The 24,988-nt window shown below is 33.3% G+C and carries 22 protein-coding genes, 1 other RNA gene and 2 other annotated features; of the genes, 16 read left to right on the top strand and 7 right to left on the bottom strand.

Features of this window, described 5'->3' with window-relative positions; translation table 11 throughout:
- Positions 1-75: 75 nt before the first annotated feature.
- From NOU10_RS00935 to NOU10_RS00950, 4 genes are all read left to right on the top strand, one after another.
- Positions 76-2,868, top strand: coding sequence for a YSIRK-type signal peptide-containing protein (locus NOU10_RS00935; RefSeq protein ID WP_255905783.1), 2,793 nt, complete (start codon positions 76-78; stop codon positions 2,866-2,868).
- Between the two features lie 380 nt (positions 2,869-3,248).
- A complete protein-coding gene (locus NOU10_RS00940) occupies positions 3,249-4,322 on the top strand; it encodes a Xaa-Pro peptidase family protein (protein ID WP_223688710.1) in 1,074 nt (357 codons plus the stop codon).
- A 123-nt stretch (positions 4,323-4,445) separates the two neighbouring features.
- Positions 4,446-5,582 carry a D-alanine--D-alanine ligase family protein gene (locus NOU10_RS00945; protein ID WP_003703932.1) on the top strand — a complete coding sequence of 379 codons (1,137 nt, stop codon included), beginning with the start codon at positions 4,446-4,448 and terminating at the stop codon, positions 5,580-5,582.
- A gap of 151 nt (positions 5,583-5,733) precedes the next feature.
- Positions 5,734-6,285 carry a DNA-3-methyladenine glycosylase I gene (locus NOU10_RS00950; RefSeq protein ID WP_003706473.1) on the top strand — a complete coding sequence of 184 codons (552 nt, stop codon included), beginning with the start codon at positions 5,734-5,736 and terminating at the stop codon, positions 6,283-6,285.
- Positions 6,286-6,329: 44 nt separating this feature from the next.
- Here NOU10_RS00950 and NOU10_RS00955 read toward each other — a convergent pair whose 3' ends face one another.
- From NOU10_RS00955 to NOU10_RS00985, 7 genes are all read right to left on the bottom strand, one after another.
- Complete coding sequence (locus tag NOU10_RS00955) at positions 6,330-6,833, bottom strand: universal stress protein (protein WP_003703973.1); 504 nt, start codon at positions 6,831-6,833, stop codon at positions 6,330-6,332.
- 116 nt (positions 6,834-6,949) lie between these two features.
- Positions 6,950-7,255, bottom strand: coding sequence for a hypothetical protein (locus tag NOU10_RS00960; protein WP_003700488.1), 306 nt, complete (start codon positions 7,253-7,255; stop codon positions 6,950-6,952).
- A 64-nt stretch (positions 7,256-7,319) separates the two neighbouring features.
- A non-coding RNA gene (gene ssrS, locus NOU10_RS00965) (6S RNA) lies at positions 7,320-7,504 on the bottom strand.
- 35 nt (positions 7,505-7,539) lie between these two features.
- Positions 7,540-8,811 carry a replication-associated recombination protein A gene (locus NOU10_RS00970; protein ID WP_255905784.1) on the bottom strand — a complete coding sequence of 424 codons (1,272 nt, stop codon included), beginning with the start codon at positions 8,809-8,811 and terminating at the stop codon, positions 7,540-7,542.
- A 21-nt stretch (positions 8,812-8,832) separates the two neighbouring features.
- Positions 8,833-9,315, bottom strand: a complete 483-nt coding sequence (locus tag NOU10_RS00975) for a YueI family protein (RefSeq protein ID WP_255905785.1) — start codon at positions 9,313-9,315, stop codon at positions 8,833-8,835.
- 145 nt (positions 9,316-9,460) lie between these two features.
- Complete coding sequence (gene rpsD / locus NOU10_RS00980; RefSeq protein WP_003703954.1) at positions 9,461-10,066, bottom strand: 30S ribosomal protein S4; 606 nt, start codon at positions 10,064-10,066, stop codon at positions 9,461-9,463.
- A gap of 216 nt (positions 10,067-10,282) precedes the next feature.
- Positions 10,283-10,732: a GAF domain-containing protein gene (locus NOU10_RS00985; RefSeq protein WP_255905786.1), complete on the bottom strand. Its 450-nt coding sequence runs from the start codon at positions 10,730-10,732 to the stop codon at positions 10,283-10,285.
- 183 nt (positions 10,733-10,915) lie between these two features.
- Between NOU10_RS00985 and ezrA the strand changes: the two genes are divergently transcribed.
- The 12 genes from ezrA to minD all read left to right on the top strand — a co-directional run bounded on the left by ezrA (position 10,916) and on the right by minD (position 24,627).
- On the top strand, positions 10,916-12,628 hold the full coding sequence (gene ezrA / locus NOU10_RS00990) for a septation ring formation regulator EzrA (RefSeq protein WP_255905787.1): 1,713 nt from the start codon (positions 10,916-10,918) through the stop codon (positions 12,626-12,628).
- A 134-nt stretch (positions 12,629-12,762) separates the two neighbouring features.
- Positions 12,763-13,911, top strand: coding sequence for a cysteine desulfurase family protein (locus NOU10_RS00995; RefSeq protein ID WP_003706468.1), 1,149 nt, complete (start codon positions 12,763-12,765; stop codon positions 13,909-13,911).
- Positions 13,912-13,927: 16 nt separating this feature from the next.
- On the top strand, positions 13,928-15,145 hold the full coding sequence (gene thiI, locus NOU10_RS01000; RefSeq protein ID WP_255905788.1) for a tRNA uracil 4-sulfurtransferase ThiI: 1,218 nt from the start codon (positions 13,928-13,930) through the stop codon (positions 15,143-15,145).
- Positions 15,146-15,188: 43 nt separating this feature from the next.
- Positions 15,189-15,393, top strand: a binding site (T-box leader).
- A gap of 57 nt (positions 15,394-15,450) precedes the next feature.
- Positions 15,451-18,111: a valine--tRNA ligase gene (locus tag NOU10_RS01005; RefSeq protein WP_087367233.1), complete on the top strand. Its 2,661-nt coding sequence runs from the start codon at positions 15,451-15,453 to the stop codon at positions 18,109-18,111.
- A gap of 94 nt (positions 18,112-18,205) precedes the next feature.
- Positions 18,206-19,507, top strand: coding sequence for a folylpolyglutamate synthase/dihydrofolate synthase family protein (locus tag NOU10_RS01010; RefSeq protein ID WP_255905789.1), 1,302 nt, complete (start codon positions 18,206-18,208; stop codon positions 19,505-19,507).
- 53 nt (positions 19,508-19,560) lie between these two features.
- Positions 19,561-20,238 (top strand): DNA repair protein RadC, encoded by a 678-nt coding sequence (radC, locus tag NOU10_RS01015; RefSeq protein ID WP_087367227.1) that lies wholly within the window; start codon positions 19,561-19,563, stop codon positions 20,236-20,238.
- A 13-nt stretch (positions 20,239-20,251) separates the two neighbouring features.
- Positions 20,252-20,461 (top strand): cold-shock protein, encoded by a 210-nt coding sequence (locus tag NOU10_RS01020; RefSeq protein ID WP_003700473.1) that lies wholly within the window; start codon positions 20,252-20,254, stop codon positions 20,459-20,461.
- Positions 20,462-20,635: 174 nt separating this feature from the next.
- Positions 20,636-21,640, top strand: a complete 1,005-nt coding sequence (locus NOU10_RS01025) for a rod shape-determining protein (RefSeq protein ID WP_003710333.1) — start codon at positions 20,636-20,638, stop codon at positions 21,638-21,640.
- Between the two features lie 114 nt (positions 21,641-21,754).
- Positions 21,755-22,609, top strand: coding sequence for a rod shape-determining protein MreC (mreC, locus tag NOU10_RS01030; protein WP_255905790.1), 855 nt, complete (start codon positions 21,755-21,757; stop codon positions 22,607-22,609).
- 11 nt (positions 22,610-22,620) lie between these two features.
- Positions 22,621-23,133, top strand: coding sequence for a rod shape-determining protein MreD (gene mreD, locus NOU10_RS01035; protein ID WP_003706463.1), 513 nt, complete (start codon positions 22,621-22,623; stop codon positions 23,131-23,133).
- A gap of 17 nt (positions 23,134-23,150) precedes the next feature.
- Positions 23,151-23,822, top strand: a complete 672-nt coding sequence (locus tag NOU10_RS01040; RefSeq protein ID WP_255905791.1) for a septum site-determining protein MinC — start codon at positions 23,151-23,153, stop codon at positions 23,820-23,822.
- A 1-nt stretch (position 23,823) separates the two neighbouring features.
- Positions 23,824-24,627: a septum site-determining protein MinD gene (minD, locus tag NOU10_RS01045; protein WP_255905792.1), complete on the top strand. Its 804-nt coding sequence runs from the start codon at positions 23,824-23,826 to the stop codon at positions 24,625-24,627.
- 53 nt (positions 24,628-24,680) lie between these two features.
- Positions 24,681-24,926, top strand: a binding site (T-box leader).
- Positions 24,927-24,988: the final 62 nt, after the last annotated feature.

Raw genomic sequence — 24,988 nt, forward strand, 5'->3', positions numbered from 1 at the left:
AAATAGCGTGGGGGAGGTAGAATGAGGGCGTTATATAGGTACCATATAACATTCCGATTAGGAGGGATAAATTATATGTTTTCTAAGAATAATAAAAAAATGATAGCAGAGCGTAGTGCAGAGAGAACTCTCAAATACGGTCTAGTAAAATTAAATGTGGGGTTAGCATCTGTCTTATTAGCAACAGGTTTGACATTTGCTGGAGGCCAAGCTGCTAGTGCTGATACAGTTACAACAAGTACTGAAGCACAAACAACAGAAGTAGCACCAGGCCAAAATGATGCAACAACAGAAACAACAAACAAGGCTGATGCAGCAACACAAACAGAAAGCCAAGGCCTTACAAAAGAATCAGCAACAGAATCTTTGAAGGATGCTAAAGCTACTCAAGATAAGGCACAAGGTGAAGTTACAGAAGCTACAAAGAATGTAGAAGATGCAACTACTGTTCGTAACGATGCAAAAGATGTTGAAGCATCTGCTCAAAAAGACTTAGATGCTTCACTTCAAGCAAAGAAGGATATTCCAGCCGCAACAGACAAAGTTAAAGAAGATAGTGCAGCTTTAGATAACGCAAGAGATGATGTTGATAAAGCACAAGATAACACAGAAGTTGCTAGAGAAGCAGAAAATACTGCAGTCGTAAATGAAAACGCTGTCCAAGAAAAGGTTAATGCACAACAAAAAACTGTTGATGACTTAAAACCAGCTGCTGATCAAGCAACTGCAGCACAAAATACTGCAAAAGCAGCAGATGACATCGTTTCAGATCAAGCTGCAATCCAAAAAGATACAGAAGATGAAGCAAACTTACAACAAGTTGTAAAGGAAGCTCAAACAACTGTAAATAACTTAGTAGAAACAGCTCGCCAAGCTGCTGAAACAGAAACTCAAGCAGTTGACGCTTTGAAGAAGGCAAAAGAAGCAGAAACAGCTGCTCAAGCAAATGTTGATGCTGTACAAACAGCATTGAAGGATGCTACTGCACAAGCAGAAAAAGATAAGGCTGCATTAGAAGAAGCTCAAAAAGCTGGCGATGCAGCAAGAGCTACTGTTAAGGGATGGGAAGATAAGATTGCTCAATGGCAACAATTCCTTGTAGATGAAAAAGATACTTCTTCAAGTGAACACTTAAATAACTTGAAGAAAGGTATTGCAGCTATGAAAGTTCGCTTAGGTCAAGCACAAGATGCAGTTGCAGAAGCTCAAAAGGCTATTGATTCTGCATTAGATGTTTATGGTGCAAGCCGTGCTAAGCAAACAAAAGCTGAAGAAACTTTAACAAAAGCAAATGCTGCATTAGCAATTGCTAAGATGTCAACAGCTGCAGCACAAACAAAAGAAAAAGCAGCAGCTAAGAGTAATGCTGAAGCACAAGCAGCTCTTGAAGCAGGTAAAGCTGCATTAGAAAAGAGTCAAGCTGAATTAGCAAATGTACAAGATAAGTTGGCTGCAGATAAGGATAAATTAGTTGTAGATCAAGCTAAGTACAATGACTTGAAATCACAAAATAATTTTGCTGATGACGAAGATGTTGCAGCAGCACAAGCAGCAGTAGACGAAGCACAAACAGCAGTAGACAAAGTTCAACCAAATGTTGACAAGGCAAATCATGCTGTACATGCACAAGAAAAAGTTGTTAAAGCAGCACAAGCAGTAGTAGATGAAGCACAAGCAAATCTAGATGCTGTAAGTGAAAAATTAGCACAATGGAAACAAGCTCTTGTAGACGAAAAAGACACTGCAACAAGTTACCACTTAGATAACTTAAAGAAGGGTATTAAAGCTCTTACAATCCGCCAAGGACAAGCACAAGATGCATTGAAAGCTGCTCAAGAAAACTTGGCAAATGAACAAGCTAAATTAGCTAAGTTCCAAGCAGTTCAAGCAAAGAACCAAGCAGCATTAGATTCTGCAAATGAAGCTTTAACAAATGCTAAGAATACATTAGCAGATACTGAAAAGAAGAATGCAGACTTTAAGGATGCTTTGGCAAATACACAAGCAATCAAAGATTATGAAGCAGCAAGTACTACATTAGCTGAATATCAAAAAGAATTAGCTAGTGCACAAGAAGCAGTAGCTAAAGCTGAAGCAGCATTTAACGAAGCACAACAAAAAGAAGATGCAGCTAAAGCAGCTTATGAAACAGCTAAAGAAACATACTTAACTGATAAAGCTAAGTTGCAAGACTTAGAAGCTTTAGCAGCTAAGGAAGATGAATATGTTGTAGCATTTGAACAAGCTTCTGATAAATTGAACGAAGCACAAGCAGCTCTTGATGAAGTTCAAAAAGCATTACAAGATAAGAATGTAAGTTTGAGTGTAGCAAATGGCGAAGTTAAGTACTGGGAAGGTGTATTGGCTGCATTAGAAAGCAAGCCAGCTACGTCTGATGAAGGTACACAAACAGACAAACCAGATACAGGCAAGACTGATCAAGGTGCTAAGGATAACGACGAATCAGGCAAGACTGATCAAGATGCTAAGGATAACGACGAATCAGGCAAGACTGATCAAGATGTTAAGGATAACGACGAATCAGGCAAGACTGATCAAGATACTAAGGATAACGACGAATCAGGCAAGACTGATCAAGATGTCAAAGACAACAATGAACCAGCTAAGACTGCAGACGAAGACAAAGTTGTTGTAAATGACGTTAAGAAAGTTGCTACAACACCTGAAAAGAAAGTTGAAGTTAAGGCAATTGCTAAGAAAGCTGAAGCTCCAAAGGCAGATACTAAGGCAGCTACACTTCCACAAATGGGTGAAAAAGACAACAACGAAGCAGCTGTAGTAGGTCTAGGACTTGCAGGTGTTGCTGGAGCATTAGGTTTAGGTGTCTTGAATAAAAAACGTTCATAATTATTAACTGTTATCAGATAGTTATGTAATTTGAAAGTTTGAGTTATATCAGAAAAATGAGTGAAGATAATAGATAAATTTGGGGAAATTTGTCGATTGATCGGATAGAAACTCTGTATAGAGAATGATTACTATAATAAGTATTAGTAATCATTAATTAAATATAGAAAACAATAACTATTTATTTTTACTTCTATCAAGGAATGTTATTGTATAGATACATTTTAGAGATAAATAATTAGTTGCAGTTTTTGGAACCGGTATGAGCTATAAACTAGGGAGAATTTATAGCAAGTACCGGTTTTTATTATGGCTAGCATTAGGTATTTGAACGTATTTTTGTTACAATTAAAAATAAATGTCTAAAGAAGGTTTTAAATATGACGATTTTTCAAGAACGTAGAAATAGGTTAAGAAATTTAATGTCACAGATGAGTGTCGATGCATATTTGATAACTAACAGGTTTAATATTTACTATCTAAGTGGTTATACAGGCGATGATGGAGTAGTTTTAGTTACTGAACAAAGTGCATATATTATTACTGATAGTCGATTTGAAGAACAAATAAAAACAGAAAATCCTGATATAGACGCAATTATTACACGTGATTATTTGGGCGAAGCACTTAATGTTGTGGCTAAGGAAAATTGTGTAGCTTTGGCATTTGAAAGTACTTTAGATTATGAATCGTTTGATTATTTAGATGAAAATGCAAGTAGTGATGTAGTAGCTTTAACTAAAGTAATTGAAAAAATGAGAGCAGTTAAGGATGAAGATGAAATTTCGACGATAAGAAAAGCTTGTCAACTCTCAAGAAAAGGTTACGAACATATTTTAACTAAAGTACATGCTGGTGTGACAGAAAAAGAAATGGCTTTAGAACTTGACTATTATCTAAGAAAAAATGGAGCTGCAGAAGCATCGTTTGAAACTATTTTTGCTAGTGGGGATCGAACAGCTTTACCTCACGCTACCTATTCTGATAAAAAGATTGGTGAAGGAGAACTGGTAACTTGTGATTTTGGATATTATTTCAATCACTACACTTCCGATATAACAAGAACTTTTGTAGTTGGTAAAGCAAGCGATGAAATAAGAAAAATATATGATATTGTTAGAGTAGCTAAAGAAAAAACAATTGAGGCAATTAAAGCAGGTATTAGTTCAAAAGAATTAGATGAAATTGGTAGAGGATATATTAAGGAACAAGGGTACGGAGAATACTTTACTCATGGTATGGGACATGGAATAGGCTTAGATATACATGAGTTACCTAATATTAGTTATAGTTATCCAGATGTCTTAGAAGCCGGTGAAATAGTCACTATTGAACCTGGTATCTACATTCCAGGATTAGGTGGAGTAAGAATTGAAGATGATATCTTAGTTACGGAAAAAGGATATGAAAATTTAACTGACTTTAAACAGGATTTGATAGAAATCAGTAATTAAGAATGAAATTATTAAAAATATCTTATGAACTAAAAATAATAACTGACAAATTAAGATGTTCATGATATTATTTAAAAAGAACAACCGTATAATAAATAATTAAGTGTTAGGATGGACATTTTAATGGAAAATAAAAAATTACACATTGCATTGTTATTTGGAGGAAACTCATCTGAACATGACGTTTCAAAACGTTCTGCACACAATATTTATGATGCTCTTGATAAAGATAAGTATGATGTATCTGTCTTTATGTTTACTAAAAAAGGTTTCTTGCTTGGTAATAAAGACTCTATGCGTATCTTTGACGGAGAAAATGAAGATGATGTTGTTGCAGAAGTTATCAAAGATGTTGATTTCTCCAACCCATTGGCAAATATCCAAAATTTAGCCGAAGTTAAAGATGTTGATGTATTTTACCCTGTTATTCACGGTAACATGGGTGAAGACGGTACAGTTCAAGGATTATTCCGTTTATTAAACAAGCCTTGGATTGGTAGTGGTGTTGCTTCTTCTGGTGTTTCATTTGACAAGGATTTGACTAAGAAATTACTTACTTTGAATGGAATCAGAAATACAAAGTATGTTTTAGTAACTCCAGAAAATAAAGCTGACTATCCATACGCTAAAGTAGCTGAAGAATTAGGTGAAACATTATTTGTAAAACCTGCTCGTCAAGGTTCTTCTGTTGGTATTCATAAAGTAAGAAATGAAGAAGAATATAATGCTGCTTTAGAAGATGGTTTTAAGTATGATTACAAGATTTTAGTTGAAGAAGCAATCAAGAATCCACGTGAAGTTGAATGTTCAGTACTAGGTAATCGTGATATCAAGGCATCCAAGTTAGGTGCAATCCGTATTCCTGAATCAGATGATTTTTATGACTACAACAATAAATTCGTTGATGCATCTGGTGTGGTATTTGAGATGCCTATCAAGTTACCAGAAAAATTAACTAAAGAAATCCAACAAATGTCCTTAGATGCATTTAGAGCATTGGATAACCGTGGTTTAGCTCGTATGGACTTCTTAGTTGATGAAAATGATGTTCCATACTTTGGTGAAGTAAATACTTTACCAGGCTTTACAAACATTTCCTTATATCCACAATTATGGGAAGTTTCAGGCATTAGTTATAGCGAATTAATTGATCAATTGATTCAATTAGCTATTGATGAATTTAACGATAACGCTAAGATTCACTATGACTTTACAGAATTAGGAACAGAAAAAGTGGGTAAGAAGATTATCGGCGAATAATCTTATATAAATTTTAGAGGCAATCATTGCTAACAAAGCTATGGTTGCTTTTTTTATAGTGAAAAAGAACTTATTTTCGATTTTATACTAAAAAATTAAAAAGTTAGCGTATAATAATATAATGAGATTTTTGATAGAAGGTGAGCTTAAAATGAAATGTGCATGGATTTATGGAGCAGATCAGTTAATGATAGATTATCATGATAAGGAATGGGGACGTCCTTTACATGATGAAAGAGGACTATTCGAACTTTTATGTTTAGAAGGATTACAGGCAGGATTGAGTTGGAAAATAGTACTGAATAAAAGAGAGTTTTTAAGGGAAGCATTTGATAATTTTGAAGTTGAAAAGATTTCACAATATACTCTTGATGATGTCGAAAAATTATTGACTGATCCTAAAATAATAAGAAATAGACGAAAAATAGAAGCAATTATTAATAATGCGAAAATAGTTAATGCGTTACATGAAAGAAATGAATCATTGGATAGTTTTTTCTGGGGAATAATTGATAATCAGCCAATTATTAATAATTTTAAGAATCCGGAAGAAATACCTACAAAAACTAAATTATCTGAACAAATTTCTAAAACGTTAAAGAAAATGGGATTCAAATTTGTAGGACCAACGATTATCTATTCATTTATGGAAGCTAGTGGAATGGTAAATGATCATTTGGTAGGGTGTTATGGTCGTAATTAAAAGGACGTGAGATTTTACGCTCACGTCCTTTAGTTTAATATATATTAGTCTTTACGTTGGAATCCTTTACGTTGTTCTTTTGAAAGGGCAGGCTTGTTATCTAAGTCTGTACGAACAACTAAAACATCACAATCAGCAGTTCTAGTTACGTATTCTGTAACAGAACCAATCAACAAGCGTTCAACAGCATTTAAACCAGTAGCTCCAATCATAATTAAATCAGTTCCTAATTCCTTAGGAAGATCCTTAGCAATGATAACTTTAGGAGCACCGTATTCAACAGAGTAGCTGATGTTTTCTAATCCAGCTTCTTTAGCTTCTTTTACGTAACCATCCATTGTCTTACGTGCTGTTTCAGTTACTTGTTCAACCATAGCTGTATCGAAACTTGAGATGTTTTGGAAAGCACGAGTATCAACAACATGTACAAGTTGAAGTTTTGTTTCCTTACCATTACGCTTAGCTACTTCAACAGCTTTTTTAAATGCTAATTCAGCTTCGTAAGAACCATCAATTGGAACTAAAATATTTTTATATCTTTGTAACATACGAATCACCCTTTCTGTAATACCTTTCATATATATTATACTTGATATAATTTGAAAATAAAAGTGTAAACAGTTACAAAAATATAATTTTATTCAAAATTATTTTATGTAGTTTGCTATTTATTTGTAGTGTTATAGTAAATCAACATAATAAATGAGAGAGAAGCTTCTACAATCGCATCTAAAACTAGGATAATTGAAATAAAAACGATACTTTTAATAATAAAGATAGCAAGTATAGTTAATAACCCTAAAATAATAAGCAAACTTCCCCAGATAGTCATAATAATTTTTAAACTGGGCTCAGAAGTAGGATCAAAAAGTAAGAACTTACGATTGCGATGGGTAAGTAAATAAAATCCAGTATACAAAACAATAACAGCTAGTAAAGCTTCACAAATTATTAATAGTACATCAGTCATAATTGGCCTCATTTCATTGAATAATAGTCAATAAATAAAAAGAGCTGAGACAGTGTCCCAACTCTTTGTCTCCGATGATGCCGTTAATCATCTCTGTAGTTGAACCCGCGTTTAAGCAGGTGGTCCTTCTTGCAATAACTTCAAGTTCTTACGTGAAATAATATACTTTCCATTAAAGATATGAAAGACCAATATTATAAGTGTTCGGTCAACCATACGAATGAGATAACGCGTACATCTCAGAACCTAAGTCAATCATAGCATAATCATATTGATAAAGCAAATTAACTATTTTGGGCATTCTTAAGGCGATGGTACTGCTTTCCTAAACTTTCTTCGTAACGTCCATTTTGTTTAGGACGATAGTATTGCTTGGATTTAAGTTTATCTGGTAAGTATTGCTGTTTAACCCAATCGTGAGGATAATCATGAGGATATTTATAATCAATACCATGCCCCAATTCTTTAGCTCCTGAATAATGTGCATCCTTTAAATAATCAGGTATATCACCATAATTTCCAGCTCGAATATCAGAGAGGGCAGCATCGATTGCTGAAATACCAGAATTAGATTTTGGAGATAGACATAATTCAATAACGGTATCAGCTAAAGGAATTCTAGCTTCAGGAAACCCAATTTTTTCTGCAGCTTGAATTGCTAGAACAGTTCTAGTAGCAGCAGGGAGATTAGCCAATCCAATATCTTCATAAGCAATTGTTATTAAACGTCGACTAATTGATGGGAGATCTTCAGCTTCGATTAAGCGTGCTAAGTAGTGAAGAGCAGCATCAACATCGGATCCACGAATAGATTTTTGAAGAGCAGAGATAACATCATAGTGTGCGTCACCATCTTTATCTTGAACCAAAGCTTTTCTTTGCATACATTCTTCAATGATTTTTAAAGTAAGTACAATATTTCCTTCAGAATTCTTTGGAGTAGATTTAGCAGCTAATTCTAAAGCATTTAATGCACTACGTAAGTCTCCATGTGTTGCGATTGCTAGTTGGTGCATAGCATCATCATTAATTTGTAAGGGTAATTCACCTAAACCATCATCTTTATCAGTAATAGCCCGTTTAATTGCTTGAATGATATCATCTTCATTAAGAGGATGCACTTCAAATATCTGAGTTCGGCTTCTAATCGCGGGGTTGATTGAAATATAAGGATTTTCAGTAGTAGCACCAATTAGAATAATATGTCCATCTTCTAAATGAGGTAGTAAAAAGTCTTGTTTAGGTTTAGTTAAGCGATGGATTTCGTCAAGTAATAGAATAACTGTACCACTAAACTTGGCTTCTTCAACCACTTGTTCTAATTTCTTTTTAGAATCAGTTGCTGCATTCATTTTTCTAAAAGCATACTTAGTTGAACCTGCAATAGCACTAGCAATACTTGTTTTGCCTGTGCCAGGTGGGCCATATAGAATCATAGATGAGAGTAATTTAGCCTCAACCATTCTTCTAATAATTTTTCCCGGACCGACGAGATGTTGTTGACCCACAATATCATCAATGTTTTTAGGACGCATGCGATAGGCTAAAGGTTTCAAAATATCACTTCCTAAATTAATTTATAAATCGAATAGTTTAGATAAAAATCCTTTCTTATTTTCTTTAGAATCATTATTTTCTTCAGTTTTTCTTTCAAAAAGGTCATGGTATTTACTTTCAACATCAATATTTTCAATATGAAGAGCTGATTTGGGAGAACAAATAACAATGGCATTGGCGTCATCATCATGTGAAAAAGAAGCATCAGCTAGATATTCAAATTTAGTATTATTTTCTTTTGAAATTTGAATGATTTTATTAATAATATCAGATGACAATTGCCCGTTAATCTTTATATTAAGTTCTTCTTCAGTATTAGATGAAATTTCTTGTTTAATTGCAGTTAAACAAGCATTTTGATTATTTGAAAATTCCTTAAATGTAATAGTTAAACTGACTCTTTCCCTAAAAGTTCCTAAATACTTACGTTGTTCATCAGGATGTAATTGAGGAGTTCCGTAGAGTCCGTTGTTCAAGTGTTCTTGTAAATTATCATTTGTCATAATTATTCTCCTTTCAAAATAGGGGAGTAGTTAAACATTATCATAATTCTAATTATAAATTTATTAAAACGGATATATAAAAACCCACTATGTTCAAATGAACAATAGTGGGATTAAAAGAGTTATCTCTTTGTTGAGCTAAATATTAACGGTTGTAGAATTCAACAACAAGTGCTTCGTCAATATTTGCGTCAAGTTCTTCACGGTCTGGAAGACGTACTAATGTACCTTCCATCTTGTTTTCGTCGAAGTTAACGAATGGTACACGACCAACAACAGCTTCAAGAGCTTCTTTAACGATTTGTAAGTCCTTAGAACGTTCACGTAAAGAAATTACTTGACCTGGTTCTACTTCGTAAGATGGAATGTCAACGCGCTTGCCATCAACAGTAATGTGACCATGGTTTACTAATTGACGAGCTTGACGACGAGTTGATGCTAAACCTAAACGGTAAACAACGTTATCTAAACGACGTTCCAAAAGAATCATGAAGTTATCACCATGCTTACCTTCACGAATCTTACCAGCTCTCTTGAATAAGTTTGAGAATTGACGTTCTGTTAAGCCATAAGTCATACGTAACTTTTGCTTTTCACGTAATTGCAAACCATATTCAGAAAGACTACCACGACGATCTTGACCATGTTGACCTGGAGCGTATGGACGACGAGATAATTCTTTACCTGTACCAGATAAAGAGAAACCTAAACGACGAGATACTTTCCAGGAAGGACCTGTATAACGAGACATTAAAAATTCCTCCAATAAATTAAAATTAAGTTGGAGTAAAATAATCCGTGTGAACTTAGTATTCGTGCAGTTTATTTTAGACTTTCGCTCTTGCAGCCGAAGAGTTACTAGACGAACTAATTATATAGCAATAAACTGTTGACGTTCTTACCGCTCACTGCTGCATTATTTTACACAAAGTGTATCTTAACATAAACAAATTAAAAGTCAACTAATTTATATGTGTTTTAATAAAGTTTTGGAAAATTCAACTAATTCAGCTTCATCTTCAGGAGAGAAGCGGGATAAGGAAGGAGAATCAATATCTAATACACCAATAATTTTATCATCCTTAATTAGAGGAACCACGATTTCAGAGTTACTTGCTGAGTCGCAAGCAATATGGCCAGCAAATTCGTGGACATTATCTACGCGTAAAACTTTTTGTTGTTGCAGTGCAGTGCCACAAACACCAGAGCCATTTTTAATATGCATACATGCAACTTTTCCTTGAAAGGGTCCAAGATGTAATTCATCGTTTGTTTCATCATAAAGATAGAAACCAGCCCAGTTAATATCAGACAAAGATTGATATAAAAGTGCTGAAGCATTAGATAAATTTGCAATGAAATTAGTTTCATTTGTGAGTAATGCATCCAATTGTTGTGAGAGAAGTGAGTTTGTCATATAAAAAGTCCTTTCTTTACTTTTTTGTAATTGAAAAAATATATACCTAAAGTTATATTAATGATATAATCATTATTAGATTTTAAACTGAAACTGGGTTATTTTCAATTAAAACGAATAGCCTACAATATTAATTAACTAAAATATAGATATAGACGATAAGATGTTAGGTGGGAATTTATTATGGTTTTATTTTTTGTAGTTATTGTGGCGGTCGCCATTGGAATATATGTTGGAGTCATATATTTTCAAAGATCGTTTAGAAAACAAATAAATGAGTATCAAACGCAGCTTGAGGAATTGAGCAACAATACTCTAGATAGCGAAATAAATAAAATTGAAAAATTACATTTAACGGGTGAGAGTCTACGTGAATTTGAGGAGCTCAAGAAAAGCCATAAGAAACTTACTAACCGTGAGATGCCAGAAATTTCGGAAATGATCTTAGATTTGAATGATTTGAATGAACGTTACAAGTTTATGCAAGAACGTTCAGAGTTATTAGAAGTTGGATCTAAGTTACAACATGTTAAAGAAGAAACTCGTCAACTTGAAGAAGCTGTCAATGAGATGAAAGAAAAATCCGAAGAACATCAAAAAGCTGTTACAGAATTAAAAGATAAGTATCGTGATATTCGTAAGACATTATTGGCTAAGAACTTTTCATTTGGACCAAGCATTGACAAATTAGAAGAAAATCTTTCTAAGTTAGAAGAAGACTTTGATAAGTATGCTAAATTAACTGAAAGTGGAGATTTTGTAACTTCTGATAAGCCTTTAAATCAATTAAAAGAAGATACCGCAAGTATGGAACGTGATTTAGAAGTTATTCCTGGAATCTACAAGAATCTAAAAAATGTTTTTCCTGATCAATTATCAGAGTTACGGCAAGGTGTAGCTCAGATGCAAGATGAGGGGTTTGCATTTGATAAAGATATTTTAGGACAGTTAAAAGATCTAGCAGAACAATGTAGTTTAAATAATGAAAACTTGAAAGAATTACGTGTTGATAATGCTAAAGTCTTAGATGAAGATATTGCTAATAAAATTGATGCTATCTATGAAACTTTAGAAGAAGAATATAAGGCTAAGATTTTTGTACAAAAGAAAATTTCGACCTTTGGTAAGTTCATTGAACATGCTGAAAAACAAGAAAAGAATTTATTGTTGGATTTAGATAGATTAAAACAAAATTACACACTCAATCATGATGAGATTGAAAGTGCACAAGGTTTAGCTGATAGGTTAAAGGGAATTCGTAGTTGGTATGATCAATTTATTAAAGATGCTGGGACAAAAGCAATTCTATATTCTTCTATTGCTCAGAGAATAGAAATTGATATGCAAGCTCTAACTGATATAGAAAAGAAACAAAAAGAAATCAATGATAGCGTGGCAAGTTTATGGAAAGAAGAACGTGAAGCACAAAATGCGGTTAAGAATTTTGACTTGGAAATTCACAAAATGAAGCGTGAAATTGAAAAGCTTAACCTTCCAGGATTATCAGATGATTACTTGGATTATTTCTTTAAAGTTAGCGATGAAATCGAAAAATTAGATAAAGATTTAAATCGAGTTCAAATTAATATGGATGAAATTACAAAATCATTGATAAATACTCAAAGTGATTTAGATATTTTGGGTGAAAAGACTGACGAATTGATTTCTAGTTCAATTTTAACGGAAGAAATTTTACAATATTCAAATCGTTATCGAAACAGATATCCAGATGTGGCAGCTGCTTACAACCAAGCAGTACAATTATTTGAGAAGGAATATGAATATGTAAAAGCATTGGATACGATCTCGCATGCAGTAGATAAGGTTCAAGAGGGTGCATCCAAAAAGATTATGGAAGAGTACTCAAAGAATCATCCACCAATGTTTTCCAAATAAAAGTATAGTTAGCTAATTAACAGTAACAACTGCTGATTAGCTAATTTTTTGCTGTTAGAGTAATAATAGTTTTATTTCTACTAACTTTTTGTTAGACTAAGTAATGAGATTTTTGATTTGTAAGAAGGGTAGATATGATTTATTTTGATAATAGTGCAACAACACAAGTACTACCAGAAGTATTAAGTACTTATAATGCTGTTAGTGAAAAGATTTGGGGTAACCCATCTTCACTTCATGCTATGGGAGAACAAGCTTTTAATTTGTTAGAACAATCAAGAAAACAAATTGCTGACTTACTTCATTGCAATATTGATGAAATTTATTTTACAAGTGGTGGAACAGAAGGAGATAATTGGGTCGTAAAGGGAACTGCAATTGAAAAAAGACCCTATGGACGACATATTATAACTAGCAGTGTTGAACACCCAGCTGTTTTAAATTCACTACATCAATTAGAAAAATTAGGTTATGATGTAACATATCTTCCGGTTGACGAAAATGGAAGAGTTTCTGCAGAAGATTTGAAAGCAGCTATCAGAAAGGATACAATTCTTGTTTCAATTATGGCTGTGAATAATGAAGTAGGAGCTATTCAACCATTGAAAGAAATTGCAGCAGTACTGGAAGATTTTCCTAAAATACATTTCCATGTTGATGCAGTTCAAGGTGTAGGTAAAGGTATTCAAGAATTATTAGAACAAGATAGAGTAGACTTCTTAACATTCTCTGGACATAAATTCCATGCACCTCGTGGCATTGGATTCATGTATAAAAAACGTGGTCGTATGATTGCACCATTGATGTCTGGTGGAGGTCAAGAAAAAGCTTTACGAAGTGGTACAGAGAATCTTCCTGCAATTGCAAGTATGGCTAAAGCTTTAAGATTGACTTTAGAAAATGAAGAAAAGAAAGTAGCACAACAAAAAGCTATTAAAGAAAAAATCTATAATCATATTTCTAAAAGATCTAAAGTAACAGTATTTTCTAAATTAAACGATGAATTTGCTCCACATATTTTATGTTTTGCAATCAGTGGAGTTCGTGGAGAAACTATTGTTCATGCTTTTGAAAATTATGATATCTATATTTCAACAACTAGTGCTTGCTCATCTAAAAAGGGAATAACATCTGGGACATTGACTGCAATGAAGATTCCGGATAATATTGCTACATCCGCTGTACGTGTAAGTCTAGATGAAAAAAATACTTTAGCAGAAGCTGACAAATTTATTGAAATTTTTGATGTTCTATATGAAAAATTCAAAAAAATTAATTCTTAATTGAAAGGATAAGAAAATGCAATATACAGAAATAATGGTTCGTTACGGCGAACTATCTACTAAAGGTAAAAATAGAAAAAACTTCATTGATCGTTTAGGATTTAATGTGCGTGAAAGTTTGCATAGTTTTGAAAATTTGGTAATCAAGGCACATCGTGATCGTATGCATATCCAATTACATGGAGAAGATTACGAAGCTGTTATGAAACGTTTAAAGCAAGTTTTTGGGATCCAAAATTTCTCACCATCTATTAAAGTTGAACGTGATATAGAGAAAGTCAAGGCTACTGCGGTAGAAATGGTGAAAGAAAAATTCAAAGAAGGAATGACATTTAAAATCAATACTCGTCGTTCTGACCATAACTATCAATACGATACAAATGAGATGAATGATATTCTAGGTAGTCATATTTTACGTGAAGTTCCAGGTATTAAAGTGAAGATGAAAAATCCTGATATGACTTTACGTTGTGAAGTTCGTGCGGATGGTATTTATCTTTCATATGAAAAGATTGACGGTGCTGGTGGTTTGCCTGTTGGAACTGCTGGTAAAGCAATGTTGATGCTTTCTGGCGGAATTGATTCACCAGTAGCTGGATATTTAGCAATGAAGCGTGGAGTGGATATTGAAATGGTTCATTTCTTCAGTCCTCCATATACAAGTGAACAAGCTTTGAATAAAGCTAAAGACTTAACTGCTAAATTGACACCATATGTTGGTAAGATAAGATTTATTCAAGTTCCATTTACTGAAATTCAAGAAACAGTTAAGGAAAAAGTGCCATCAGGATATTTAATGACAATTCAAAGAAGATTCATGTTGCGCTTAACAGAAGCAATTGCTCAAAGAAGAAAGGGATTAGCTATCTTTAATGGTGAAGCTTTAGGACAAGTAGCATCTCAAACACTTGAAAGTATGGCTGCCATTAACGATGTAACTACTATGCCAATTTTACGTCCAGTAGTTTCAATGGATAAAAATGAAATTATTAAAATAGCTCAAGATATTGATACTTTTGATTTGTCAATTATGCCATTTGAAGATTGCTGTACAATTTTTGCACCACCAGCTCCAAAAACTAAGCCACGTATTGATAAGGCACGTTACTATGAAGAACGTTTAGACGTAGATGCTTTAGTTCAACGAGCACTTGATGGCATTGAGATTACAGAAATTAAGATTGGTGATACTTTCTTAAACCAAGAAAAGAAAGTTTTTGCTGAATTACTATAAAAAGTATCTTGACGTATTACCTAGCAAAAGATAGAATATATCCATATAAGCAATGAACAAGAGGATTAAAAGAAGCTTGGATTAGAGAGAAATCGTCTGGTGAAAGATTTTCGATAGCTATTTTAATTGTAGCTTGTGAGCTGTTATCTTGAATAAAGTAGGGATAACCGGATTTCGATTCGTTAACAAGGATTTAAGTGGAGTTAAAAACTCAATTTAGGTGGTACCACGGCATTGTCGTCCTATTAAGTAGGATGGCAATGCCTTTTTCTTTGCTTAAAATTATGTAGAAAGGAATAATTATTATGACAAAAGAAGTAGAAATGTCAACTAAATACGATCCAAGTCAAGTAGAACCTGGCAGATATAAAGAATGGATCGAAAAAGGTTTATTTAAACCTAATGAAGATAAAGAAGCAAAACCATATTCAATCGTTATTCCACCACCAAATGTAACTGGTAAATTACATTTAGGTCATGCATGGGATACAACATTGCAAGATATGATAATTCGTCAAAAGAGAATGCAAGGCTTTGATACTTTATGGTTACCAGGGATGGACCATGCTGGTATTGCAACTCAAGCTAAGGTAGAGGCTAGATTAGCTGAAGATGGAATTTCTCGTTATGACTTAGGACGTGAAAAATTCGTAGAAAAAGTTTGGGAATGGAAAGGCGAATATGCTGACATCATTCATCAACAATGGGCTAAGTTAGGTTTGTCTTTAGATTACGATAGAGAAAGATTTACTTTAGATGATGGATTATCTAAAGCTGTAAGAAAAGTCTTCGTTACTTTGTACAAAAAAGGATTAATCTATCGTGGTGAATATATTATTAACTGGGATCCTAAAGCTCGTACTGCTTTATCAGATATTGAAGTTATTCATAAAGATGATAAAGGTGCATTTTACCATGTTAAATATCCATTTGCTGACGATACAACATTTAATGGCAAGAACTATATTGAAATTGCTACAACTCGTCCTGAAACTATGATGGGTGACGTAGCAGTTGCCGTAAATCCTGATGATGAACGTTATAAGGATATTGTAGGTAAGACTTTAGTTCTACCATTACAAGGTAGACATATTCCAATTATTGCCGACCAATATGTTGATCCTGAATTTGGTACAGGTATGGTTAAGATTACACCAGCTCATGACCCTAATGACTTTGAAGTAGGTAATAGACATAATTTGGAACGCATCAATACAATGAATGAAGATGCTACAATGAATGCTAATGCTGGTAAATATGAAGGCTTAGACAGATTTGAAGCACGTAAGGCAATCGTGGCTGATCTTGAAGAACAAGGCTACATGTTGAAGATTGAACCAATCGTACATAGTGTAGGACATTCTGAAAGAACAGGGGTACAAGTTGAATCACGTCTTTCAACACAATGGTTTGTAAAGATGAAACCTTTAGCAGAAGCAGCTTTAAAGAATCAAGAAACTGATGATAGAGTAGACTTTGTGCCACCTCGCTTTGAACATACATTTACACAATGGATGGAAAATGTTCATGATTGGGTTATTTCTCGTCAATTATGGTGGGGACACCAAATCCCAGCATGGTACCATAAAGAAACTGGTGAAATTTATGTAGGTGAAGAAGCACCTGAAGATATCGAAAATTGGGAACAAGATTCAGATGTATTGGATACATGGTTCTCTAGTGCATTATGGCCATTCTCAACAATGGGTTGGCCAGATACTGAAAGTCCTGATTTCAAGCGTTATTTCCCAACTAATACATTGGTTACAGGTTATGATATTATTTTCTTCTGGGTATCCAGAATGATTTTCCAAAGTGTTGAATTTACAAAACGTCGTCCATTTAAGAATGTTCTAATTCATGGTTTAATTCGTGATGAACAAGGACGCAAGATGAGTAAATCACTTGGAAATGGTATTGATCCAATGGATGTAATTGATAAGTATGGGGCAGATGCATTGAGATGGTTCTTATCTAATGGTTCTGCACCTGGCCAAGATGTGCGTTTCTCATATACAAAGATGGATGCTGCTTGGAACTTTATCAATAAGATTTGGAATGCAAGTCGTTTTGTTATCATGAACTTAGATAGCGATGTTGAATTAAGTTTACCAGAAGCATCTGAATGGCAATTAGCTGATAAGTGGATTTTGAGTCGTCTTAATGACACAGTTCGCGATGTAACTCGTTTATTCGATAGTTTTGAATTTGGTGAAGCTGGTCGCTCTCTATATAACTTCATTTGGAATGATTTCTGTGACTGGTACATTGAAATGGCTAAGGAAAATCTTACAGGTGAAGATGAAAAACTTAAGAAGAATACACAACGTATCCTACGTTATGTATTAGATCAAATTCTACGCTTAATGCATCCAATTATGCCATTTGTTACAGAAAAGATTTGGTTATCTATGCCACATGATGGTGCATCCTTGGTTGTTGCTGAATATCCTGTTGAACATGCTGAATTTGATAATCAAGTAGCAGAAAAAGACATGGATAATTTGATTGAGTTAATTAAAGCAGTACGTAACAGTCGTTCTGAAGTTAATGCTCCAATGTCTTCAGCAATTGATATTTTAATTAAGACAAAAGATGATGATACAAGAAAAGTGTTTGAAAACAATGTTGATTATATCAATCGTTTCTGTCATCCAAAACGTTTAGAAATAGCTGCAGATATTGAGGCACCTAAGTTAGCTATGACATCTGTTATCACAGGAGCAGAAGTTTACTTACCATTAGCTGATTTAATTGATTTAAATGAAGAAATTTCACGTTTACAAAAAGAAGCTAAGAAATTAGAAAGTGAAGTTACACGTGGTGAAAAGAAACTAGGTAATGAAAAATTTGTTGCCAATGCACCAGAAGCCGTTGTTGCTAAGGAAAAAGAAAAATTAGCTAATTATAAGCAACAACTTGCTGCAACTGAAAGTCGAATTGAAGAGTTAAAAGCTGAAATTTAAAACTGAAAGATATATTGTCCGATATATGGATAATATATCTTTTTTTATCTGTTATAATGGATGATGGTTAATACTATTAGAGAGAGGCAGAGAAATGTTCGTAAATAATTATAATGATGCCTTGGCATTTATTCATGGAAGAACTAAGTTTAAAAAGATCCCAACTTTAGATAGAATGAGGGATTTCATGAAGAGATTGGGAAATCCACATGAAAAAGTAAAAGCTATTCATGTAACAGGTACAAACGGTAAAGGATCGACAACAGCGTATTTGAGAGACTTAATAGCAGAACAAGGATATAATGTAGGAACATTTACATCACCATTTATCGAGAAGTTTAATGAGAGAATATCTGTAAATGGGAAAATGATTAGTGATGAAGAAATTGTTCGTTTGGTTAATATAATTGGACCAGTAGTGAAAGAAATGGATTCAGATTGGCGTGATCGTGAAGGTGGACCAACAGAATTCGAAATTGTAACAGCGATGATGTTTGTTTATTTTGCTGAAGGACATGTTGACTATGCTGTAATTGAAGTAGGAATTGGTGGATTATTTGATTCTACTAATGTTATTACTCCGCTTATGTCAGTTATTACGACTGTTGCAATGGATCATGCTCATATTTTAGGCGATACAATTACTAAAATTGCAACACATAAAGCGGGTATAATCAAGTATAAAAAGCCAATCTTGATTGGTAAACTTCCAGATGAAGCAATAAAAGTAGTTAAACAAGTAGCTAAAGAAAAAGAAGCACCATTATTAATAATGGATAAAGATTTTTCCAGCAAAGTAAAGTTAGAACAAGGTTGGGGAGAAAAGTTTGATTTTTCAGACAGTAGAGGAGAAATAAGTAATATACATATCTCTATGGAAGGATTTCATCAAATAGAAAATGCAACTTTAGCTATTGAAACATTTATTCAATTTGCTGAACTTGAAGGAATTAATTATTCTAATAAAGATATAAAAAATGCAATTCAAAAAACACAATGGCTTGGAAGATTTGAACTTTTAAATAAAGAACCATTAGTGGTGATTGACGGTGCTCATAATACGGCAGCGATGAAAAGAATTTCCCAACTTTTGAAAAAAGAATTTGCGGATAGAGAAGTTTATGTTATTCTAGCTATTTTAGCTGATAAACAACCTAATGAAATGTTAGATGAGTTGTTAAAATTGCCAAATGTACATGTAACTGTAACTCGCTTTGAAGGACCACGAAAAGTAACAAAGTTGGCAGATTTTAAATTACATGATAATGTAAAGTATGTGGAACATTGGCAAGAAGCAATAGGTGAAGTCATATCTAATATGTCACTAGATGATATGTTATTGATAACTGGCTCTCTATATTTTATTTCTGAAGTTAGAAATAACTTTGAAGGATAAACATATAAAAACTCTTCTTTACGTACTTTAATAGTGAGAGGAGAGATTTTTATATGACACTAACTAATAATTATTCAGAAAAATATATAACAGACAAAATTATTCGCTTTGGAGCTGAGACACTAACTAATAAAGAGTTATTGCAATTTATATTAACTACTAAAGTTTCACAAACATCTGCTAAGAATGTGATTAAGAATTTTTTTGATGAGCACCAAAGATTAAATGAACTACAATTTTTTAGTGATGAGAGACTAAAAAATTTGTGTAAGGATGATGAAAAAGTCGCTATAATTAGAGCACTAAGAGAATTTTCAGAACGCTATAAGGAAAAAGAAGGATTAGTTTTGGGGCAAATCTTTTCAAGTTGTATGTTTGGAAATTATATGATAGATAAAATTGGTGATAGTAAGCAGGAATTGTTGGTATGTGTATGCTTAGATACTAAGAATCAAGTATTGAGCGAAAAAGTGATTTTTAAAGGTACATTAAATTCGGCTACGGTACATCCAAGAGAAATTTTTAAATATGCATTAAATTTTAGTTGTGCCAGAATTTTAGTAGCACATAATCATCCAAGCGGGAATGTCGAACCCTCAAAAAATGATATTCAATTAACTAAAAGATTAATTAATGCAGGAAAGATGATTGGAATTGAACTAATTGATCATGTAATTGTAGGTTCTGAAGTGTATTTAAGCTTAGCAGAAGAAAAAATAGTCGAATTTTAAGGTGGGTAACAATATGATTTTAGGAACAGTACATAAATTTAATAGAGAAAAGGGCTTTGGTTTTATAACTCCAGATGATAGCAAAGATGACGTTTTTGTTCATTTTTCAGCAATTCAAACTGAAGGATTTAAAACTTTACAAGAAGGTCAACGTGTAGGTTTTGTAACGATTGAAGGAAAACGAGGACCACAAGCCGCTAATGTAGAACTTATTTCAGATTAACTTTATAAAAAAATTAATAATTTATAAAGTTTATGGATATACTTTAAAGAGTAAAAAAAATCGTGTATCCTATATGTTGAACTTAATTTAAACTAAACGATAATTGTTAAATATGATATAATACTCTTATCGTTATATTACCCTGCTCAGGGATTATGGAAGGGAAGAAAAATGGTGTTCGGAATCGGAACGAAAAACATAGGAATTGATTTAGGAACAGCAAATACAATTGTATATGAAGAAGGTAAGGGTATTGTTTTACGTGAACCTTCTGTCGTAGCTAAAAACATAAAAACAGGAGAGGTCGTTTCCGTTGGTTCAGAAGCCAGAGATATGATTGGTCGTACTCCTGAAAGTATTGTAGCTATTAGACCAATGAAAGATGGTGTTATTGCTGATTACGATACAACAGTATCAATGATGCAATATTACATCCAAAAGGCTTTAGGAAACAAAGCTAACAAGCCTTACGTAATGGTATGTGTTCCTAGTGGTGTAACAGAAGTAGAAAAAAGAGCTGTCATAGATGCAACTCGAGTAGCTGGTGCTAGAGATGCTTATACAATTGAAGAACCTTTTGCTGCTGCAATAGGTGCTGGATTACCTGTTATGGACCCAACTGGTAATATGGTTGTTGATATCGGTGGTGGTACTACTGATGTAGCAACAATTTCTTTAGGTGGGATTGTATCAAGTCGTTCTATTAGAATGGCTGGTGATAAGATTGATGAAGCAATTATTTCTTACGTACGTAAAAACTTCAATCTTTTAATTGGTGAACGTACAGCTGAACAATTAAAAATGGACGTAGCATCTGCATCAGTTGAAGCTGCTAAAGATATTGAAAGTCAAAGTATTCGTGGTCGTGATTTAGTATCAGGATTGCCTCAAACAGTTGAAATTGAAGCTGTTGACGTAGCTAAAGCAATTCAAGAAGTTGTTCAAGAAATTATTGTAGCAATCAAAGAAACATTAGAAGAAACTTCTCCAGAAATTGCTGCTGATGTTATCGATCACGGAATTGTCCTTACTGGTGGTGGAGCTTTATTGAAACATTTACCTGAAGTTATTTCAGAAGCAACTAAAGTTCCAGTATTTGTGGCATCTGAACCTTTAGATTGTGTTGCTATTGGAACAGGTGAATCATTGAAGAGTATCGAAGTCATGAAAGACAAATAAACTAACTATTGAAGTCGTGTCGATTAGAAGGTAGTAGTGATTTCCTTTTAGTGATACGGCTTATTTTTTGAGTAAATCTTACTTGAAAAATAATAGTTATAGGAGGATCATACAATGCAAAAATCTTTTTTTAACAAAAAACTGGTTATTGTATTAATCGCATTAATTATAAGTTTCTTATTAATTGCATTTTCTATTGCTGTAAGAAATAATAGAAAGGCTCCTACATTTGTACAACAGATAGGAAATGATGCAGCTGGAATTGTTGATAGAGTAGTTAGTTATCCTTTAGATGGGGCTAAAAATGCGACATCTTCATTTTTTAATTTAATGAACACTTACCAAGAAAATCAACAATTAAAAAAGCAAGTAGATAGTTTAGCTGCAAAAGATGCAGAAAATCAAACTTTAAGAAAAGAAAACCAACAGTTAAAAGCACAACTAAAATTATCTAAAAGTTTAACTAATTATGATCAAGTTACTGCATATGTTTTAACTAGAACTCCTTCAACTTGGCAAAATCAAGTAACTATTAATAAAGGTTCACTTGCTGGAATTAAAAAGGGTGATTCTGTTTTATCTAGAAAGGGAATTGTTGGACGAATTACAGAAGTGAATAATTCTAATAGTAAGGTAGAGTTAATTTCTACAAATAATGATTCAGCTAATAGATTCGCTGTACAAGTGACAAGTAAATCTGGTGATGTTATCAATGGTTTGATTACTAATTACGACACTAATAGCGGTGATTTGGTAATGGGACAAGTAACTTCTAAGAAGAAAATTGAAAAAGGTACTAAAGTGGTAACATCTGGTATGGGTGGATCTACACCTAAAGGACTATTAGTTGGGACAGTTGAGAAAGTTTCTGATGATGATTATGGCTTACCATCTAAGATTTATATAAAGCCAGCTGTTGATTTGGATGACTTGAGTTTTGTGACAATTGCAGTAAGAACTGATGATTAGAGGTTAAAGTGATGAGAACAGAAAAAATGAATTACTATTTTCCAATCGGACTGTTTTTAGCAATGTTTTTAGATGGTGGTCTGACACAAGTGTTTGCAAAGTATATGTTTACTAACACAATGGCCATGGAAAGCAGGTTAGTATTACTTTTTATAGTAATGGCCGTCTGTTATGGAAATGTAGAGCATTTAGTAATGTGGTCTGCAATCGTTGGTTTATTTTATGATATGTTTTATACGGGTATTTTAGGTGTATTTACAATGATACTTCCTTTGATGGTATATGTAACAAAATATATGTTTCAGTTTTTCACACGATCGTTTATTGTGGTATTATTAATATACTTAATAGATATAACAATTGTGACATTTTTGTTCTTTTGGGCTAATTCACTAGTTGATTTTACGAATGCGACAATAACAGATTTAATTGGTAGAACTTTAGGACCAACTTTAATTTATAACTTAGCTTGGTTTGTAGTTTTATTCCTCCCATTAGAACACTTCTTCGAAACAAATTATTAAAGATGAGGGGTGTATCAATGCAAAAGAGTGTTGTATTAAAGGGTTATAAAGATGGTTATGAAATTGAGTTAAAAGCAGATGCTGCTTTCTCACAGATATTAATTGAGTTAACTGAACTGTTTGAGCGATTAAAACATGAAAAAGAAAAGAATGATGAGAAAATTGCATTTAACATCAAAACAGGTGCAAGATTATTAACCATTGACCAAAAACATGAAATTGAAAAGATAGTTGATAACTACCCTAATTTTTTAGTACATAGAATTGTTTCTGATGTTATTAATATTAAAGAAGCATTGCAAATAATGGACAGTAAGAATGTGCATGTTAATGGCGATGTAATTCGTAATGGACAAGTTAAAGATATAACAGGGGATGTCCTATTTTTGGGAAATCTGCATCAAGGTGGAATCTTGAGAGCAACTGGAAATATTTATGTCATGGGTAGTGTTAGTGGAATTATTCATGCTGGTTTTGATAGTAATGTTCGATCTATTATTTTAGGAGATATTTTTGGGGCTCAACAACTTAGAATAGGAGATTTAGTTGACATTGTTGATGAGGAAAAAGTTACAGTTGGGACAGATTCATTAGTGTTTGTAAATGATCTACATGTTTTGGAATTTACAAGTATTGACAAGTTAAAATCTCTACGTCCAAAGATATTTAATCAGGTAGGAGGCTTTTAAAATGGGAAAAGCAATAGTTATTACCTCTGGCAAGGGCGGTGTTGGAAAGACTACTACAACTGCTAATTTAGGAACAGCACTTGCTTTACTAGGAAAAAAGGTATGTTTGGTTGATTTAGATATAGGTTTAAGAAATTTAGATGTTATATTAGGACTGGATAACCGCATTATTTATAATATTGTTGATGTTGCTCAAGGAACAGCAAAATTACATCAAGCTTTAATTAAAGATAAGCGATTTGATGATAAGCTCTATTTATTGCCAGCCGCTCAAAATACTGATAAGTCTGCCTTAGAGCCAGAAGAAGTTAAAGCAATTGTAGAAGAATTAAAGCCGGATTTCGATTATATCTTATTAGATTGTCCTGCTGGAATTGAACAAGGTTTCATGAATGCTGTCGCTGGAGCAGATGAAGCGATTGTTGTTTCTACACCTGAGATTTCTTCAGTTAGAGATGCTGATAGAGTTGTTGGATTACTTGAACAAAAAGAACTTACAGAGCCACCAATGTTAGTTATTAGCCGTATTCGTCGCCATATGATGAATGACGGAGATATGATGGATGTTGATGAAATTACACATCATTTATCAATTAAATTAATTGGAATTGTTTTTGATGATGATGAGGTTATTTCATACTCTAACAAGGGTGAACCAATTGTGTTGAATGAAAAAAATCCAGCTTCACAAGGATATCGTAATATTGCCCGCCGTTTAGAAGGTGAAACAGTACCTTTAATGACAATTAGAGAAACAGAAAAAGGCGGCTTTATGAAAAAATTCATTAGTTGGTTTAAAAAATAAGTGATAATTTCTTGACAATTTCTAATTAAAATGTTAATTTATTATCATCATAAATAAAGACGATGAACGGAAGAGTAGATGAAGTACGGACGCCGAAAGAGAGTATCTTTATCAGCTGAAAGGGATACCGATCCACTTGATTGAACCACACCCGTGAGTTTATAGGTTGAATATTTTAGTAGGCCTATACGTGTTATTGCGTTAAGATGTGAGTTATACGTATGTGTAACTTGATGAGGCTACTTTCGTGAGAATTTAGCAAAATCGAGGTGGAACCGTACTTTCATAGTGCCCTCTTAGATCGACTAGATCTAGGAGGGCTTTTTGTTTATGATAATAACTTACTTTTTGTTTTACTAGC

Origin of the sequence: Ligilactobacillus sp. MP3 (genome assembly GCF_024436335.1) — a bacterium.
GTDB lineage: Bacteria > Bacillota > Bacilli > Lactobacillales > Lactobacillaceae > Ligilactobacillus > Ligilactobacillus salivarius.

Coding starts and splice junctions, on each gene's coding strand:
- NOU10_RS00955 (WP_003703973.1), bottom strand. CDS start 6,833: ATGTTACAAAGATATAAAAATATTTTAGTTCCAATTGATGGTTCTTAC.
- mreD (WP_003706463.1), top strand. CDS start 22,621: ATGAGAACAGAAAAAATGAATTACTATTTTCCAATCGGACTGTTTTTA.
- NOU10_RS00975 (WP_255905785.1), bottom strand. CDS start 9,315: ATGACAAATGATAATTTACAAGAACACTTGAACAACGGACTCTACGGA.
- ezrA (WP_255905787.1), top strand. CDS start 10,916: ATGGTTTTATTTTTTGTAGTTATTGTGGCGGTCGCCATTGGAATATAT.
- NOU10_RS00985 (WP_255905786.1), bottom strand. CDS start 10,732: ATGACAAACTCACTTCTCTCACAACAATTGGATGCATTACTCACAAAT.
- NOU10_RS01005 (WP_087367233.1), top strand. CDS start 15,451: ATGACAAAAGAAGTAGAAATGTCAACTAAATACGATCCAAGTCAAGTA.
- NOU10_RS00935 (WP_255905783.1), top strand. CDS start 76: ATGTTTTCTAAGAATAATAAAAAAATGATAGCAGAGCGTAGTGCAGAG.
- NOU10_RS00950 (WP_003706473.1), top strand. CDS start 5,734: ATGAAATGTGCATGGATTTATGGAGCAGATCAGTTAATGATAGATTAT.
- NOU10_RS00960 (WP_003700488.1), bottom strand. CDS start 7,255: ATGACTGATGTACTATTAATAATTTGTGAAGCTTTACTAGCTGTTATT.
- NOU10_RS01040 (WP_255905791.1), top strand. CDS start 23,151: ATGCAAAAGAGTGTTGTATTAAAGGGTTATAAAGATGGTTATGAAATT.
- mreC (WP_255905790.1), top strand. CDS start 21,755: ATGCAAAAATCTTTTTTTAACAAAAAACTGGTTATTGTATTAATCGCA.
- minD (WP_255905792.1), top strand. CDS start 23,824: ATGGGAAAAGCAATAGTTATTACCTCTGGCAAGGGCGGTGTTGGAAAG.
- NOU10_RS00940 (WP_223688710.1), top strand. CDS start 3,249: ATGACGATTTTTCAAGAACGTAGAAATAGGTTAAGAAATTTAATGTCA.
- radC (WP_087367227.1), top strand. CDS start 19,561: ATGACACTAACTAATAATTATTCAGAAAAATATATAACAGACAAAATT.
- NOU10_RS00995 (WP_003706468.1), top strand. CDS start 12,763: ATGATTTATTTTGATAATAGTGCAACAACACAAGTACTACCAGAAGTA.
- rpsD (WP_003703954.1), bottom strand. CDS start 10,066: ATGTCTCGTTATACAGGTCCTTCCTGGAAAGTATCTCGTCGTTTAGGT.
- thiI (WP_255905788.1), top strand. CDS start 13,928: ATGCAATATACAGAAATAATGGTTCGTTACGGCGAACTATCTACTAAA.
- NOU10_RS01020 (WP_003700473.1), top strand. CDS start 20,252: ATGATTTTAGGAACAGTACATAAATTTAATAGAGAAAAGGGCTTTGGT.
- NOU10_RS00945 (WP_003703932.1), top strand. CDS start 4,446: ATGGAAAATAAAAAATTACACATTGCATTGTTATTTGGAGGAAACTCA.
- NOU10_RS01010 (WP_255905789.1), top strand. CDS start 18,206: ATGTTCGTAAATAATTATAATGATGCCTTGGCATTTATTCATGGAAGA.